General features: G+C 45.6%; 16 protein-coding genes. 11 read left to right on the plus strand and 5 right to left on the minus strand.

Features of this window, described 5'->3' with window-relative positions:
• The first annotated feature begins 8 nt into the window (after positions 1-8).
• A complete protein-coding gene (fliS, locus tag WJM45_RS03980; RefSeq protein WP_341327693.1) occupies positions 9-425 on the plus strand; it encodes a flagellar export chaperone FliS in 417 nt (138 codons plus the stop codon).
• Positions 426-428: 3 nt separating this feature from the next.
• Positions 429-758 (plus strand): flagellar protein FliT, encoded by a 330-nt coding sequence (gene fliT / locus WJM45_RS03985; protein ID WP_341327694.1) that lies wholly within the window; start codon positions 429-431, stop codon positions 756-758.
• A 294-nt stretch (positions 759-1,052) separates the two neighbouring features.
• Here fliT and WJM45_RS03990 read toward each other — a convergent pair whose 3' ends face one another.
• From WJM45_RS03990 to ccsA, 3 genes are all read right to left on the minus strand, one after another.
• A complete protein-coding gene (locus WJM45_RS03990) occupies positions 1,053-3,554 on the minus strand; it encodes a 6-hydroxymethylpterin diphosphokinase MptE-like protein (RefSeq protein WP_341327695.1) in 2,502 nt (833 codons plus the stop codon).
• 362 nt (positions 3,555-3,916) lie between these two features.
• Positions 3,917-4,801 carry a flagellin gene (locus WJM45_RS03995; protein ID WP_341327696.1) on the minus strand — a complete coding sequence of 295 codons (885 nt, stop codon included), beginning with the start codon at positions 4,799-4,801 and terminating at the stop codon, positions 3,917-3,919.
• A 184-nt stretch (positions 4,802-4,985) separates the two neighbouring features.
• On the minus strand, positions 4,986-5,783 hold the full coding sequence (ccsA, locus tag WJM45_RS04000) for a cytochrome c biogenesis protein CcsA (RefSeq protein ID WP_341327697.1): 798 nt from the start codon (positions 5,781-5,783) through the stop codon (positions 4,986-4,988).
• Positions 5,784-5,915: 132 nt separating this feature from the next.
• Between ccsA and ffh the strand changes: the two genes are divergently transcribed.
• From ffh to lpxA, 8 genes are all read left to right on the plus strand, one after another.
• Positions 5,916-7,271 carry a signal recognition particle protein gene (ffh, locus tag WJM45_RS04005; RefSeq protein WP_341327698.1) on the plus strand — a complete coding sequence of 452 codons (1,356 nt, stop codon included), beginning with the start codon at positions 5,916-5,918 and terminating at the stop codon, positions 7,269-7,271.
• Positions 7,272-7,348: 77 nt separating this feature from the next.
• On the plus strand, positions 7,349-7,600 hold the full coding sequence (gene rpsP / locus WJM45_RS04010; RefSeq protein WP_014147255.1) for a 30S ribosomal protein S16: 252 nt from the start codon (positions 7,349-7,351) through the stop codon (positions 7,598-7,600).
• Between the two features lie 3 nt (positions 7,601-7,603).
• Positions 7,604-8,110: a ribosome maturation factor RimM gene (gene rimM, locus WJM45_RS04015; RefSeq protein WP_341327699.1), complete on the plus strand. Its 507-nt coding sequence runs from the start codon at positions 7,604-7,606 to the stop codon at positions 8,108-8,110.
• 10 nt (positions 8,111-8,120) lie between these two features.
• Positions 8,121-8,861, plus strand: a complete 741-nt coding sequence (gene trmD, locus WJM45_RS04020) for a tRNA (guanosine(37)-N1)-methyltransferase TrmD (RefSeq protein ID WP_341327700.1) — start codon at positions 8,121-8,123, stop codon at positions 8,859-8,861.
• 13 nt (positions 8,862-8,874) lie between these two features.
• Positions 8,875-9,219 (plus strand): 50S ribosomal protein L19, encoded by a 345-nt coding sequence (gene rplS / locus WJM45_RS04025; protein WP_014147258.1) that lies wholly within the window; start codon positions 8,875-8,877, stop codon positions 9,217-9,219.
• A gap of 446 nt (positions 9,220-9,665) precedes the next feature.
• Positions 9,666-10,175 carry a methylated-DNA--[protein]-cysteine S-methyltransferase gene (locus WJM45_RS04030; protein ID WP_341327701.1) on the plus strand — a complete coding sequence of 170 codons (510 nt, stop codon included), beginning with the start codon at positions 9,666-9,668 and terminating at the stop codon, positions 10,173-10,175.
• Positions 10,172-11,056 (plus strand): site-specific tyrosine recombinase XerD, encoded by an 885-nt coding sequence (xerD, locus tag WJM45_RS04035; protein ID WP_341327702.1) that lies wholly within the window; start codon positions 10,172-10,174, stop codon positions 11,054-11,056. The genes WJM45_RS04030 and xerD overlap by 4 nt, the downstream gene beginning before the upstream one ends.
• Positions 11,057-11,062: 6 nt before the next feature.
• On the plus strand, positions 11,063-11,836 hold the full coding sequence (lpxA, locus tag WJM45_RS04040; RefSeq protein WP_341327703.1) for an acyl-ACP--UDP-N-acetylglucosamine O-acyltransferase: 774 nt from the start codon (positions 11,063-11,065) through the stop codon (positions 11,834-11,836).
• A gap of 281 nt (positions 11,837-12,117) precedes the next feature.
• Here lpxA and WJM45_RS04045 read toward each other — a convergent pair whose 3' ends face one another.
• Positions 12,118-12,447: a DUF2845 domain-containing protein gene (locus tag WJM45_RS04045; protein ID WP_341327704.1), complete on the minus strand. Its 330-nt coding sequence runs from the start codon at positions 12,445-12,447 to the stop codon at positions 12,118-12,120.
• Between the two features lie 211 nt (positions 12,448-12,658).
• Between WJM45_RS04045 and WJM45_RS04050 the strand changes: the two genes are divergently transcribed.
• Positions 12,659-12,787 (plus strand): hypothetical protein, encoded by a 129-nt coding sequence (locus WJM45_RS04050; protein ID WP_341327705.1) that lies wholly within the window; start codon positions 12,659-12,661, stop codon positions 12,785-12,787.
• An 858-nt stretch (positions 12,788-13,645) separates the two neighbouring features.
• Here WJM45_RS04050 and WJM45_RS04055 read toward each other — a convergent pair.
• A complete protein-coding gene (locus tag WJM45_RS04055; protein ID WP_341327706.1) occupies positions 13,646-14,992 on the minus strand; it encodes an FAD-dependent monooxygenase in 1,347 nt (448 codons plus the stop codon).
• Positions 14,993-15,012: the final 20 nt, after the last annotated feature.

Raw genomic sequence — 15,012 nt, forward strand, 5'->3', positions numbered from 1 at the left:
TATAGATAATGAAAGAGGCTAACATGAGACCGAGTATGTACAGGAATAATGCCAGTAAATATGCCGCTGTACAGAACGAGGCGGTTTTAGATGATGCGTCCCCTCATAAGTTGATTCAAATGCTGATGAGCGGTTTTTTAATGCGTGTCAACGCGGCTAAAGGCGCGATCGATCGCGGCGATTTTGAGGAAAAAAGCATTCAGATTTCTAAAGCTATCGCTATTGTCGGCGGATTGATCGATGGTCTAGATGCCGAGCGAGGTGGAGAGATTGCCGAAAACTTGAGTAGTTTATATGACTACATGAATAAACGGCTTTTTCAGGCGAGTTCTGAAAACAACATTCAAATTCTGGATGAGGTGAGTGGGTTGATGCGTGAGTTAAAAGAAGCATGGGATGCAATTCCGGAAGCCTATCAGCAGTAAAAAATGGATTCCGTGGATGACTTGCTTGATATTTTGAGTGGTTTTTCAGATAAAATCGCGCAAGCGATTGATTGCGAAGATTGGGATACTCTCAATCATATTTTAACACATCGTCAAGAATGTCTCGAAGAGCTATTTAGCGCTCCGATTAAGCCAACACGGCGTGCTGCCGTGAGCGCTTTGTTGCTTAAGATTCAGCAGGAAGACAGTTTGTATCTAGCTGGCGTGAAAGATCGAAAACAAATCTTGCAAAAGCGTGCGTCTTTGTTAAGTCAGGGACGCAAGAACGTCAAAGCCTATCAAAGTGAACAAGATGAATCGAAGCCGGATTAACTCCGGTTTTTATTTTTTCAGTATATCCCTTCTTTCATCATGTTTTTTATGATGAATGCGTTCCTCAGATTGTTTTTATTTTCCTGGGCAATGCAAACCGCATTGTGATCGTTGTTAATCCTAGAAAAAGCATTTCACCATGAAGATCATGAAGAATAACAAGTTAATTCATTAACTTGTTATACGTTTGTATAGAAAGTTTGTTTACCAAAAAGGTTAGCGAGAATGTTTATGTGATTTCTTGAAATCCTTCATGAACTTCATGTGCTTCATGGTTAAACTGCCAAATTTAGGTTAATGATTCTGGTCTTTGAGGTCGGCAATTTTCTTTTTCAATAAAATGGCTGCCTCTAAGTCCGGGGTTCGATCTAGAATATGATTGAGCATCATTTCAGCGGCATCGGGGATGTGGTTTTCAAGATAAAGATCGGTTAGTTTTAATTGGCATTGAAGGTCTTCCGGAAATTGAGATAAATAGTTGTTATAACTATCGATTGCAATCATCAGTCTACCCAGAATCCTGGCGGATTCAGCGTACAGAGGCAGGTAGATCGGGTTAATTTGAGCAAGGCACTCAAGAGCCATGAATGCATTTTCATCGTTAAGTTGTTTAAGGCTGATCGATGTAATTCTCAGTAATGCTTCTTCGATCAGCGGAGAGGTTTCCAAATTTATAATGGCATCATAATAATTGAGCGCTTGATTGTCGTTCTCTTCCAATTCGGCTATAAATGCTGAAATCAATAAAAGGTAAGGTTCTTTGTCGGGTTCTTTGCTGTCGAGTTTCAAAGCGTTGTATAGGTCTTTTAATTCGTCCGTTTTTTTGTGATTGAATAAAAGAAGGGCTCTTGTTTTTACTTCCGGTAATCGTGAAGAAGTTCTCGCTTGAGAGTTTAGCGTTGTTACGCCATTCGTTAAAAATTCGTCGAACATTTTCGACAAAGATGCTATTTCATTTTCGGTTTCCGTGGATAAATAGGCGGTTGGGTGATGATCGAGCCATAATCTAGCTCGATTGTAACTTTTGTCTTTGCTCCATTGATCGAATAGCAGTGAAAAATCCGGTTTATCTACGAGCTCTTCTTGTCTGGATCGTGTACGGGAAAGAGCGTCTTCTACTTGTTTGATTAGGCGGGTCGAGCCAATTTGGAATGCTTCATAATAGATGCGTCCGATTTTTTTGGTGTACTCAGCATCCCAGTTATCTTTATTCGGTGCGGCGATTTTAAGAAAATTTCGTATCCCAAATCGTTTTACCAATGCGCTGTAATCGCGGTATTTTTGATTTAATCTCTTTTCGATAGTGTCCAGATTGCGTTTGTCGCGATAATTTGAGATTTGCCCTTCCTGGTTATACATTTCTTCATTGATTTTTAGGGCTTTTTTGGCAAGTGTTTTAATGCCCTTAAGATGATGCAATGCTTTTTCCAATTCCATTGAAATGGCAGCATAGTGCTTGCTGAGTTCCGGCTCCGATAAGCATGGAATCAGATGGGCAGCATACTCGTCTGGTGGAATGTCTAATTCGTCGAGTGTTATTTTTTCAGGGGGAATATGATCGATGAATGCGACTTTAGCGGCTGTCTCTGCAAGATTAATGATTTTTCGGTTATCGGTCGTTATCGACTGGGCTTGTCGAGAAAGAATAGATAGCGCTGCATAATAATCCTGACCTGTGGGTCTTTTTTCTCCGCAATAAGTTTCGACTTGCAATGAAGTTAGGTCGTATTTCGGGCCTGCTAGTTGCTCGTTACTGCCTTTCGCGTGTGTGATGCCTTCTTTGGTAAAGCATAAATCGAAGCCGGCCAGTAAAATTCGGCTAAAGCCAAAGCGGTAAGCTGTATTAAGCGCTGTATTGGTAACGGTTGGCCCGACACTATTAATATTTTTTATGTTCAGTTTCGTTTCCCATGGGAATCGTTCACCTAGGTAAAGGCTTTTGCCGTGCCACTGATTGATCAAGGTCGGGCAAGCGTGATGCGAATGAACAAAAATGGTGTTGTCGCCAAATTTAAACATTTCTTTGCTGACTTCAGCGCTAACTTCATACGGGTCCACGGAAAAAACGAAATCAGGCTCTATGTTTGCCGAGATTAATTGTCTGGATACGCGTGAAACTGAAAAAACCGTCAGTTTGTTTCGGTGTTGTTTTATCCAAGGCAATAGATCAGTTAAGGAAGGGCCACCAGCCAATATGATAACGGTTTGGCCGCGATACGCGTCTTGTAAGAGGCTTGCAGGCAATATATTGTCGGCGAGATTTTCCAATTGGCGGACCATAAATGCCTCGCAGCCGATGGCGACATTGTATTGCCAGTGCAACGATTGCAGTATTTCATTTAATTGCCAACTTAGCTCGGGATAATCTTGAAGTGTCGCTTGTTGTGCGCCAATTGAATTGTGCAGTTTGACCGAATCAATGTAGAAGTAATCGTTGATTTTGAAATCATCGCTTAGTTTTTGCCAGTTTTCGAGGGTTGTGCAGGCGATTTCGGGGGGCAAATTGTCAAGCAAGCCTTGCTGTTCAAGCAGGTTCAAAATTTCTTCAGGTTCAATAAATATATATCGAGTTCCAGAGGGTATTCCTTGTTGTTGAATGAACTTTGGTAATAAGCCTGAGTCGGTCCCGACAATGATATAAAGCGAGTCTTCATTAAACAGCGCTTTACTGAAAGAGGCCTCGAAAACGACTTTTGCGCTGACTTTGTTGAAAGTAGCGCCATTGATGAAATAAAAATACTTGTCGCCGAAAGTATTAACGGCAAGTGTGGCATGTGCTGTGTTTGACAATATCATCGTGGGTTGTTCATGTTGTTTTCGATTTCGTCAGCAATTATAGGCTTGTTTTATTACGCCCTAAGTACAGAACAGTCGTTCGACTTTGTTGGAGGTGCAGTGTTTGTCGAGAACCGCCGTGAGCCCAGTACCTAAATCCAGCACCTAAATTCCATAGGTCTTTGGCAATGAATCAAAATCATGGCTTATTTAGGTGCTGGATGAATTATCCAAGAGAACTAACTTATAGCCAATCGATTATGGAATTTAGGTGCTGGGTGAACCCGTCTATGGTAGCGCCGACATTCTCGCTAGCCACTCCCTATATCTTCATAAAATTAGCTATTTTTTAGTATAAAGGGAGTAGCTCAATGATAAGGAGTCTATTGTAGTAATTGGAGAACCGATTGCTTCGATTGGTTGGCTTGGGCTAGCATCGCTGTTCCGGCTTGCTGCAGTATTTGATTTCTGCTTAATGCGGCGGTTTCAGCCGCGAAATCGGCATCCATGATCCGTGACCGCGCGGCGCTTTGATTTTCGATTGAAGACTGTAGGTTGCTGATCGTCGTGGTAAAACGGTTCTGCATGGCACCTAGGGTAGAGCGAAACGTATCGATTGTAGTTAGCGCCTTATCTAAGCCATCAATGACTGCTCCAATCGCGCTAGCGGTCTTTGGTGTAACACCTGCGCTCGTTCCGGCTGAGCCGCCGATCACTACGGAGGTCATTAGTATAGAGCCCAAACCGGTTGAGGTTGCTGAGGCTAGGTTATTGACGGTAATCGAAATTCGATTGTCCGAAGTCGTGTTAGCACCCACTTGAAAGACCATTCCCGAGAGGCCTCCATTCAAAATTTTCTTACCGTTAAATTCGGTATTGGTAATGATTCGGCTAATCTCGCTCTGTAATTGTTCAAATTCTGTTTGTAACTTGGCTTGGTCGGCGGCATTCACCGATCCTGTGTTCGACGATTGCACAGCCAGGTCACGCATGCGTTGTATGGTTTCCGTAATCGATCCCATTGCGGCCTCAGCCGTTTGCGCCATCGAAATCCCGTCGTTTGCATTTCTGATTGCGACTGTCATGCCTCGGATTTGCGAAGTCATTTTATTACCAATCGCTAATCCGGCGGCGTCGTCTTTTGCGCTGTTAACGCGAAGCCCTGACGAGAGGCGCTCCATTGAAGTTTTGAGGTTATTGTTGGTTTGAGTCAGCATGCGCTGACTATTGATAGAAGCGATGTTCGTATTGATTACCATGCCTGACATAGCGATTCTCCAAAATGAAAACGAAATTTAAGAAGTCATTTCGGGATAAGCGATTGTTATGCCATGTTGATAAATAATTTATCTATCAGTTATTTATGGTTGTAATTGAGTGGGTTTGCCGGGCGGGCGGCAAAATATTGACGCCCGACAAATGGGGTGTTCGGTTTTTCGCCGGTTCTGAGCGTTAGCGCTTTTGCAGAAAAATCTCTAAAACCAACTTACTGCCGAAATAAGCCAACAGCAGCAGTACAAATCCCGCCAATGTCCAGCGGATAGCAATTTGTCCGCGCCACCCGTATCGGATTCTGCCCAACAATAAGCCGGAAAAAATGATCCATGCGACGATCGATAACACGGTTTTATGTACTAAATGTTGAGCAAATAAATCGTCGATAAACAAGGCGCCGCTGACCAGCGAGATCGTTAGAAAAAAAAGGCCGGCTCCGATCATTTGAAACAATAACGATTCCATCGCCTGCAGCGGCGGCAGAGAGCGAATGAGGCGTTTAGGCTGGTGACTGCGAAGTTGTCGGTCTTGAATGGCCAAAAGCATGGCTTGTAAAGCCGCGACGTTCAATAGGCTAAAGGCGGCGATCGAGGTTAGGATGTGTACGCTCATCGGCCAGTTGTAGCGCAAGCTTGTCTGGGCTTTGAAGGGGAAGATCATATCCAAGCCGAGCAGTATCGCAGCCGTTGGAAATACCGCAATGCCAAGTTTTTCCACCGGTTTATCGAATGTGGCAAAAAGAATTAACAAGGCGACCAGCATGGAGACTAGCGATGCCGTATCAAAAAAACCGAAATTCAGTCCGCTTTGTCGTTCGATGATGACTAAGGTGTAGGCTCCATGGGCGGATGCACCGAGCCAACCTAAGTAAATCGAAGGTTTTTGTGTATTCTCGGTAACGGTTTCTCGAATCAAAAAGCCGGTTGCGGCTAAATAGCTCAGAATGGAAAAGATACCTATGGCTGTTATGTTCATGGTCGCGTTGGCGAGAGATAAGGAATAATCGAAAGGCGATCTTAAAGGGTTATGTTAAACTATCCGACTGAATAGTTCTAACCGATTTGCGTTAGCGAACATCCGTTTGAATCATAAATAAAAGATGCCGATATGTTTGATAATTTAACCGACCGCCTAAGCAGTACGCTTAAAACGATTAAAGGTCAGGGTCGTCTGACTGAAACCAATATCAAAGACACATTGCGCGAAGTCCGCATGGCTTTGCTTGAAGCCGATGTCGCGTTACCTGTGGTAACCGAGTTCATCGAGCGTGTTAGGGAGGGGGCGCTCGGGCAGCAAGTGCAAACCAGTTTGACGCCGGGACAAGCGATGATCAAGCTGGTTCAGTCGGAGCTGATCAAGGTTATGGGCGAGGAGAATGAAGGGCTTAATCTAAAAGCCAATCCTCCCGCTGTTATTTTAATGGCCGGTCTGCAAGGTGCCGGTAAGACGACCACGGCGGCAAAATTAGGCCGCTTTCTGAAGGAAAAGCATAAGAAAAAAGTCGGCGTGGTCAGTGCCGATATTTATCGCCCGGCCGCGATTAAACAATTGCAAACGCTGGCTGACGATTTGTCGTTGGATTTTTTTGCCAGCGACGCTTCGCAAAAGCCGATCGATATCGTCAATAATGCTTTGGATGCGGCGAAAAAGAAATTTCTCGATGTGCTGATCGTCGATACCGCGGGTCGACTGCATATCGATGATGAAATGATGGGTGAAATCAAAGCGTTGCATGCCGCGATCGATCCAATCGAAACCTTGTTTGTCGTCGATAGCATGACCGGCCAAGATGCCGCCAATACGGCAAAAGCATTCCATGATGCCTTGCCGCTGACCGGCGTTATTTTGACCAAGGCCGACGGCGATGCGCGCGGCGGTGCGGCCTTGTCGATTCGCCATATCACCGGTAAGCCGATCAAATTCATCGGTGTCGGCGAAAAAACCGATGCATTGGAGCCGTTTTATCCCGATCGTGTCGCGTCACGTATTCTGGGTATGGGCGATGTGCTCGGTTTGATCGAAGAGATCGAACAAAAGATCGATAAGAAAAAAGCCGAGAAGCTGGCGAAAAAAATTCAGAAAGGCAAGACCTTCGATCTAGAGGATTTACGTGAGCAGTTGCTGCAAATGCAAAGCATGGGCGGCGTCGGTTCATTGATGGAAAAGCTGCCCGGTATGAATCAAGTGCCGCAGGGAATGAAAGATAAGGTCAACGATAAAGAGTTGGCGCGTCAAATTGCCGTCATTAATTCAATGACGATGCAGGAGCGCAGGTATCCGGACTTGATTAAAGGTAATCGTAAAAAGCGTATCGCGACCGGTTGCGGCCAAGAATTGCAAGACGTCAATCGTGTTTTAAAGCAACACAAAATGATGGAAAAAATGATGAAGCGATTCAAAAAAGGCAACATGGCGAATATGATGCGAGGTATGCAAAGTAATATGCGCGGCATGAGAATGTAAATTATCCTTCACTTATGCAGAAAAATGCGTAAAATAGGCCGATTAAATTTTTGATTAATGTTTTTTGAGGATTTTAGATGGTAACCATTCGTCTTTCCAGAGGCGGCGCGAAAAATCGCCCTTTTTATCAAGTCGTTGTCGCTGATAGCAGATGTGGTCGTGACGGACGCTATATCGAACGCGTCGGTTTTTTTAACCCATTAGCGCGTGGTAATGAGCAAAAGCTACAATTAGACATTGAGCGTGTTGCTTATTGGCAAGGTCAAGGTGCTCAGCCATCGGATCGTGTTGCCAGTTTGATTAAAACCGCTAAAAAAGCAGTAGCTTAAAATTTGACCGATCGACAGTATATCCTTGTCGGAGAAATTTCCGGCGTTTTCGGCTTAAAAGGCTGGGTCAAAATTTTTTCTTACACCGAACCGCGGGAAAATGTTTTGTCCTATTCGGCGTGGCAGCTAAGAAAAAACGGGGAGATCAAGTCTGTTAAAGTTAAAGAGGGGCAGCGACAAGGTAAAAATGTAGTCGCCCATCTTGAAGCTGTCGACGATCGAGATGTTGCGGAAAGTTTGATTGGTTGGGAAATTTATATCGAACGCGATCAGTTGCCTACACTTGCACAAGATGAATACTATTGGGCTGACCTTGTCGGTCTCAATGTCATCACGAAATCGGGTGTGGAATTGGGGGTGATCGATCACTTGTTTGAAACCGGCGCCAATGATGTTTTGGTGGTGAGCGGAGATCGGGAACGTTTGATTCCGTTTTTAATGGGGCAGACAGTCCTGGAGGTCGATTTGGACGGCAAATGCTTGACGGTCGATTGGGATCCTGACTTTTAGTCGACGGTCGATGCGTTTCGATGTAATTACGCTGTTTCCCGAGATGGTTAAGGCCGCGTCGAGATACGGCGTTACCGGTAAGGCGATAGACAACGGTGTGGTCCGTTTGGAGACTTGGAATCCTCGGGATTATACTTACGACAAGCATCGGACAGTCGATGATCGACCTTATGGCGGCGGCCCCGGCATGGTCATGAAGTATCAACCGCTTTTTGACGCGGTTAGCGAAGCGAAACAGAATGGCTTTGGCGACCGTGCAAAAGTCGTTTATTTAAGCCCGCAAGGCAGACCCATTACGCAAAGCTTGTTGAATGAATCGGTCCATTGCGAGCAATTAATATTAGTTGCCGGGCGTTACGAAGGTATCGACGAGCGTTTTATCGAAACGGTTTGCGATGAAGAATGGTCCCTGGGCGATTATGTTATCAGCGGCGGCGAGTTAGCTGCATTGATCGTTGTCGATGGAGTCTCGCGTTTATTGCCTGGCGTGCTCGGTGATGAGAACTCGGCCCTTCAAGATTCGCATATGGATGGCTTACTGGATTATCCGCATTTTACACGGCCGGAAAATATCGAAGGTCGAGTCGTCCCGGAAGTTCTGCTTAGCGGTAATCATGCGGATATCGAGCGCTGGCGGCTGAAGCAAGCGTTGGGGCGAACTTGGCAGAGACGTCCTGAATTATTAAAAAACAAGCAGTTGAGTGATGTGGAATACGAACTGCTGCAAGAGTTTATTGTGGAATTGGTTTAATTAAGGTGTGGTGATGAGCAATATTATTGATGTATTGGAAAAAGAACAATTAAGAAATGATATTCCTGAATTTGGCGCGGGCGATACTGTAGTCGTCAATGTTAAGGTAAAGGAAGGCGATCGCGAAAGAATTCAGGCTTTTGAGGGCATCGTGATTGCAAAACGCAATCGTGGACTGAACTCTGCGTTTACTGTTAGAAAAATTTCTCACGGCGAAGGCGTCGAGCGGGTTTTTCAAACGCACAGCCCTATTATCAGCGATATCAAAGTTAAACGCCGCGGTGATGTACGTCGCGCCAAGCTTTATTATCTGCGGAACTTGACCGGTAAAGCCGCTCGTATTAAAGAAAAAATTTAAGTCGAGATTTTGCTTCGTTCCGGCAATAAAAAAGGCAGCCTTGGCTGCCTTTTTTATTGCCGGAAAAACCTGGATTTCCTTGCTTCCACGCGCCAACATACCGATCTTGCCTAGGCAGCTAAGGTATCACTGCCATTAAGTTAAGCCGTTCGTGGTGAGCCTGTCGAACCATGGACGGCTTAACTTATCGACCCAGGATTTTTCCATTCACCCTTCGACAGGTTCAGGGCGAACGGAAAAATCCTTAACTTAATGGCAGTGAGCTAAGGTATGGGTTCCCACGGAGGACCGCTCATCGCTATTCATAAATTGTAGGGTACGCTGTGCGTACCATGGTAACTATAAACTGGTGAAAATTTTCGTGACTTTCGAGTATTTCGTGGTTCAATCACTTTTTACAGACAGTTAATCGATACGACAATTCTTTTTAAGAATGGGAGCGCGATATGCCTTTCATCGTTCACTGGGTCAGCGAGTGCCAGGGGGCCAAAAATATTCGAATACTCCAAACGCCTGCCGGAAAACTGTCGGTACAGCGGTGCGGCGAGGTAATTTGCGGCATCGATTGGTTGCCCGGTGGGCCAGCCATGGTCTCCAGCCTCGATAACGACGATAAACAAAGCTTCGATCCGGTTGAAAATTATTGGCGAGAGCCTAATGCTATCGTGGAACTCAAACTGTTACGGCGCGGCAGCCCATTCGTGCAAACCGTTCAAGACGCATTACTCAGGATTCCGTTCGGGACGACGTTGACTTATAAGGATTTGGCTAAAGTCTTAGATTCCGCGCCGAGAGCGGTCGGCGGCGCATGTCGGAGAAACGATTATCCGTTGATTGTGCCGTGCCATCGGGTTGTTTCAGTAACCGGCCCCGGCGGTTACTCGGGACAAACACAAGGCGAGTCGATGGCTGTTAAACTCCAATTATTGGCTTTCGAGGCTTCGTTTAATCAATGAACCCCAGCGATTTGATCGACCAGTTCCTTGATGCGTTGTGGGCCGAGCAAGGCGTTAGCAACAATACCTTGTCTGCCTATGGTAGCGATTTAACTATTTTCGCGCAGTGGCTCAAGAACATCTCGCTGTTGGAAGTGGGAGGAGGCGATATTTCTCGATTTCTGGCCTTCAGATATAATCAAGGCATCGGTAGCCGTTCAAGTGCTCGGTTACTGTCGACATTGCGGCGTTTTTATGCTTATCAGCTTCGGGAAAACCGGATCAGCGTCGATCCGACCGCATTGATCGACATGCCTTATATCGGCAGAAAATTGCCGTCTTCATTATCGGAAAACGATGTCGAAGCCTTGCTTAAGGCGCCCGAAACGTCGAACCCTTTAGGCTACCGCGACAGAACGATGTTCGAAATGCTCTATGCGACGGGACTTAGGGTTTCCGAGTTGGTCGGTTTGCGTTTGGAGCAGGTCAGCCTTCGGCAAGGCGTCGTCAAGATTACCGGAAAAGGCAATAAAGAGCGCTTGGTGCCGTTCGGCGAAGAGGCGATGGAATGGCTTGAAGGCTATTTGCAAACGATACGTCCGTCGATTCTCGGCGAGCGGCAAAGCGCTTTTTTATTCGTGACGAATCGAGGCGACGGCATGACAAGGCAGGCGTTTTGGCATATTATCAAACGCCGCGCGAAAGAAGCCGGCATCGTCAAGGAGCTGTCGCCCCATACGCTACGGCATGCCTTTGCGACGCATTTGCTGAATCATGGCGCAGATTTGCGCGTCGTGCAATTGTTGTTGGGCCATTCCGATTTATCGACGACGCAAATTTACACGCATATCGCGCGCGAACGACTGAAAGATCTCCACGCAAAATTTCACCCGAGAGGATAAGCCAAGATGGCGCAAAACATTCATCCGACAGCCTGCATTGCAGAAAACGTAAAATTAGGCGAAGACGTCACGATAGGGCCCTTCGCGGTCATTGAAAGCGATGTCGACATCGGTGCGCACTGCCAAATCGGCCCGCATGCAGTCGTGCAACGTTATGTCAAGATGGGCGAAGGCAATATAGTGCATCCGCATGCCGTGCTCGGCGGCCTGCCGCAAGACTTAGGGTTCAATCCCGAAACCGTAACGTGGCTCGAAATCGGTAATGGCAATCAATTTAGGGAGGGCTTTACCGCGCATCGGGCGACCAAGGAAAACGGCGCGACGCGCATCGGTTCGGGCTGTTATTTCATGAACAACAGCCATGTCGCGCACGATTGCTCGATCGGGGATAACACGATATTCGCCAACAATGTCGCGATCGGCGGCCATGTTGAAATCGGGCGCAAAGTATTCATGGGCGGTGCCGTAGTTGTGCATCAATTTTGCCGAGTGGGCTCTTATGCCATCGTACAAGGTACGACCGGGCTCAACATGGATGTGATTCCGTTCATGTTGATCGGCGGACGTCCGGCCAGGCATTACCGTTTGAATACGATCGGTCTCAGGCGCGCCGGGATTACCGGAGAACGTTACAAGGTGCTCGAAACGGCGTTTCGCCGGCTTCGCAGTAAAAAGAGCTTCGACGATTTGGAAGAAACCGAAGAGCTCAAAGAATTAAAAGAATGGTTGGCGGTCAAATCGAAACGCGGTTTGCACGGCTTCGTCGATCTGTCGGATTGAGCTGAAATGTAGGCTTTCGAAAAATGCCATTTTTAGCTAGTTGCTGTGTTCCCGTATTATTAAACTGAGATATATTTGAAATTGTTGGTGTTCATAGGCTATTAAGCGCCAGGTGTAGGGTGCGCGATGCGCACTCCACGGCGCTCAAACTATCTTGAAAATTGTTGATTATCACAGGGTTATAAAGCGCTAGTTATTTTCTCAAAAGCCATAAAACAGTCATTTGTTCTGACATGAAAATCGGAAAATTTCGACAGCCTAGCTGAAATGTCGCCTGCCGATCAATTGCCGTAACCGATGCTACGAATTTCCATTAATATACCGTTTTCGAAAATCAGCTGTTGCTTGAGCCTTCTCGGGCCGAAGTTGTAGACCCATTCGTCGATCGTGATTTGCTGATATTCGGATATGTCGAGCGTACCTTGCGGAAAACGAAAACGACTACCCGAAACGCCAAAGCGTTTATCGGCATAGTCGGGTTCGCCGCATTTCATTCGAACATCGCTGATATGATCGCCGGTTTGGACGATCCTTTGTCCGCAGCGGAATGCGAAGGCTTCGGGGGCTGCGGCGAACAAAAAGAATCCCAGCAACAAATAAATTTTTTTCATAAATAAATCGAAATGGAAGTATAAAGTTAACTTAACCCAGCCTTAATATTGCGCGTCAATAGGTTATTGAATAATATGTAATAATTAATTTTATGGTACTACAAAGTTAAATTTGGCATGATTTTTAATTATTATATTTCAATAGCATAGGCGGTAGGCACTACACTTGTTAAAGCTGGGTTAATACAAGCCGGAAGCACCCTATTCGCGCATGGCCTTACCGTATTATTTGATCGGACTGGTCGGCGAAAACAGCATGTACTTAAGAAAATCGCCGGATCATTTCGAACGATTGGCTATCGAAATTGGCGAACACATTATAAAAAATTATTCACCATGAAGAACATGAAGGAAATGAAGAAAAATGTTATAAAATCAAAAGTTTTATTATTTATGTTACCCTGCGGAACGGGTTAATAAACCCGTTCCCAACGTTTCGGCTTGCTTCGGCCACGGTTGAACCTGAATTCGGCAGTTTAACCATGAAGCACATGAAGTTCATGAAGGATTCCAAGAACTTACCAAATCCTTCTCGCTAACCTTTTTGGTGAGCGAAAGTTCTATACAAACGCGTAATAAGCTATTGAATTAACTTCCTATTCTTCATGATCTTCATGGTGAAATGTTTTTTCTAGGTTGAAACATTCCGGACGGGCCCGCATCCGCTCTTTCCCTGGCTGAAGCTTGGGTGGCTTCAAACCTCCCGGATTGCGCTGCACTCCATCCGGGCTACGCAACTACCCATCTTACATTAACTGCCTACCAAGCTTCCGGTGCCGTAGGATGGGTAGTAGCGAAGCGGAAACCCATCGCTTTGTTTGAGCGTAGGTACGGTTGTGATAACGCTGCTATTTACCAAGCCCGCGACTCGCTTGTTCCCAAGCTCTTTGCTTGGGAATGCAGTACGAGAAGCTCTAGCTTCTCGAAACCGGTAAGCAAGAGCTTAAGTGAAGAGTTTCCCAAGCCATAGAGGCTGTCAAAGTATTGACGAACACATCATAAAAAATGTATTCACCATGAAGAACATGAAGAACATGAAGAACATGAAGGCAATGAAGAAAAAGGCTATAAAATTAAAAGTTTAATTCTTCATGTTACTTCATGATCTTCATGGCGTAATGCGTTATCTAGATTTATCGTTTGGTAGGCAACATTTTACCAAAGTACGAAAGCAATTTACGCTATGGATCCGGCGGAGTTAACGCTTGAAATAATCGCTAAAAATCCCCACTAGTGACAGCTCGTTTTTTGCTAGAGGCTTAATAATGGTCAACGCATCCGATAATATTTTAGTGGCCTTGGGCAGGTTGCTAATGTTTTCTCGCACTAAGGTATAAGCGCCGAAAAGCGCGACAAAAAAGAATTGCTTCATCAATGAAAAATGATTTTTATTTAGGCCGGCCAATATCGCAATCGATTCTTTCGCGTTTACCCCACCACGTTGCAGGTATTTGAATACCGCATTTTTGAGTAAATCGTTGGACATGACCCCATATAGCGCGTTAGCAAGAATATTAAGGTTGGCGTTGGCATATTGCCGGTCGCGGTAGTAAGCTTCGATTTTTTGATAGATTAAATCGGTGTTGTTGAAATCGGGCATGGCCAGTAAATGCGCGCTCAATATTTCTATGTCCGAAAATACCGCTGTCAAGCCGCCGCCGGTTAAAGGGTGACGCATGTTCAATGCATCGCCGAGCATGACCGCGCCTTTACGTATTTTCGGTTTGGCCGCCATGTAGTGATTGGGCATGACCTTAAGCCGGTCTTCTTGTAGGGCGTGTCGGTAGCTAGTCTGCATGCCTTCGGGAATGTAAGGCGTTACATTTGTTTCTAAATGCGCCTGCAGGAATGCCTTTCTGGGAAATTGGTCACCAGGAAAGTCGATTAAAAGCCTGACTTCATTACTGGAAATCGGATAACAAATGAACGGTGTCGGCCCCGATAAAAACACATGGCCATGCTTGGGTACGGGGGTTTCGCAGTCTTTTAAAATCAAACCAATAAAGTAAGAGGTAACGGTTTTTTCGTTGTTGCTGAGAAGCTCTCTAAAATTAGAAAAAAAACCGTCGCTGGTAATGGTTAACGGTGCATAAATAGATTTGATTTCGTTCGAAACCGAATCGCGGTAATTTACACCGATGATTTCGTTTTGGTCGTTCTCCAATAAACTCAAGGCTTTACCTTGAATTTTTGTAACCGAAGAGTTTTGTAAGGCTGCGGCTCTAATTTGTTGTAGAAAGCGACCGTTATGCAAGCCCATGCCATGATTGGGCGTTGGATAAGGTATGGTCGTTTGCTCATTGCCTTGCAGCAGCGCATAGCCTTCGACCGGTTGTGCGTCGATACCGTGTAATAAATGCCCGAGACCTAATTGCTCCAGCGATAATACGGCCCCTGGCTGTAACAGCTCGCCGACAATTCGTTTTTTCTCTTTGTAGCAGTGATCGATCAACGCGATGTTGATACCTTTGGGCGCTAGATAAGCGGCGATTGTCGCGCCTGCCATGCCCGCGCCAATAATGCAAATGTCGAAATTTGGTTCCATTTTTAGTTACTTGATACGCA

The organism is Methylotuvimicrobium sp. KM2, assembly GCF_038051925.1.
GTDB lineage: Bacteria > Pseudomonadota > Gammaproteobacteria > Methylococcales > Methylomonadaceae > Methylotuvimicrobium.

Bases quoted from the DNA above. Each gene is read 5' to 3' on its own strand.
- WJM45_RS04030 (WP_341327701.1), top strand. From the start codon at position 9,666: ATGCCTTTCATCGTTCACTGGGTCAGCGAGTGCCAGGGGGCCAAAAAT.
- ffh (WP_341327698.1), top strand. From the start codon at position 5,916: ATGTTTGATAATTTAACCGACCGCCTAAGCAGTACGCTTAAAACGATT.
- fliS (WP_341327693.1), top strand. From the start codon at position 9: ATGAAAGAGGCTAACATGAGACCGAGTATGTACAGGAATAATGCCAGT.
- xerD (WP_341327702.1), top strand. From the start codon at position 10,172: ATGAACCCCAGCGATTTGATCGACCAGTTCCTTGATGCGTTGTGGGCC.
- rplS (WP_014147258.1), top strand. From the start codon at position 8,875: ATGAGCAATATTATTGATGTATTGGAAAAAGAACAATTAAGAAATGAT.
- WJM45_RS03995 (WP_341327696.1), bottom strand. From the start codon at position 4,801: ATGTCAGGCATGGTAATCAATACGAACATCGCTTCTATCAATAGTCAG.
- WJM45_RS03990 (WP_341327695.1), bottom strand. From the start codon at position 3,554: ATGATATTGTCAAACACAGCACATGCCACACTTGCCGTTAATACTTTC.
- WJM45_RS04050 (WP_341327705.1), top strand. From the start codon at position 12,659: ATGGCCTTACCGTATTATTTGATCGGACTGGTCGGCGAAAACAGCATG.
- WJM45_RS04055 (WP_341327706.1), bottom strand. From the start codon at position 14,992: ATGGAACCAAATTTCGACATTTGCATTATTGGCGCGGGCATGGCAGGC.
- ccsA (WP_341327697.1), bottom strand. From the start codon at position 5,783: ATGAACATAACAGCCATAGGTATCTTTTCCATTCTGAGCTATTTAGCC.
- trmD (WP_341327700.1), top strand. From the start codon at position 8,121: ATGCGTTTCGATGTAATTACGCTGTTTCCCGAGATGGTTAAGGCCGCG.
- WJM45_RS04045 (WP_341327704.1), bottom strand. From the start codon at position 12,447: ATGAAAAAAATTTATTTGTTGCTGGGATTCTTTTTGTTCGCCGCAGCC.
- rpsP (WP_014147255.1), top strand. From the start codon at position 7,349: ATGGTAACCATTCGTCTTTCCAGAGGCGGCGCGAAAAATCGCCCTTTT.
- fliT (WP_341327694.1), top strand. From the start codon at position 429: ATGGATTCCGTGGATGACTTGCTTGATATTTTGAGTGGTTTTTCAGAT.
- lpxA (WP_341327703.1), top strand. From the start codon at position 11,063: ATGGCGCAAAACATTCATCCGACAGCCTGCATTGCAGAAAACGTAAAA.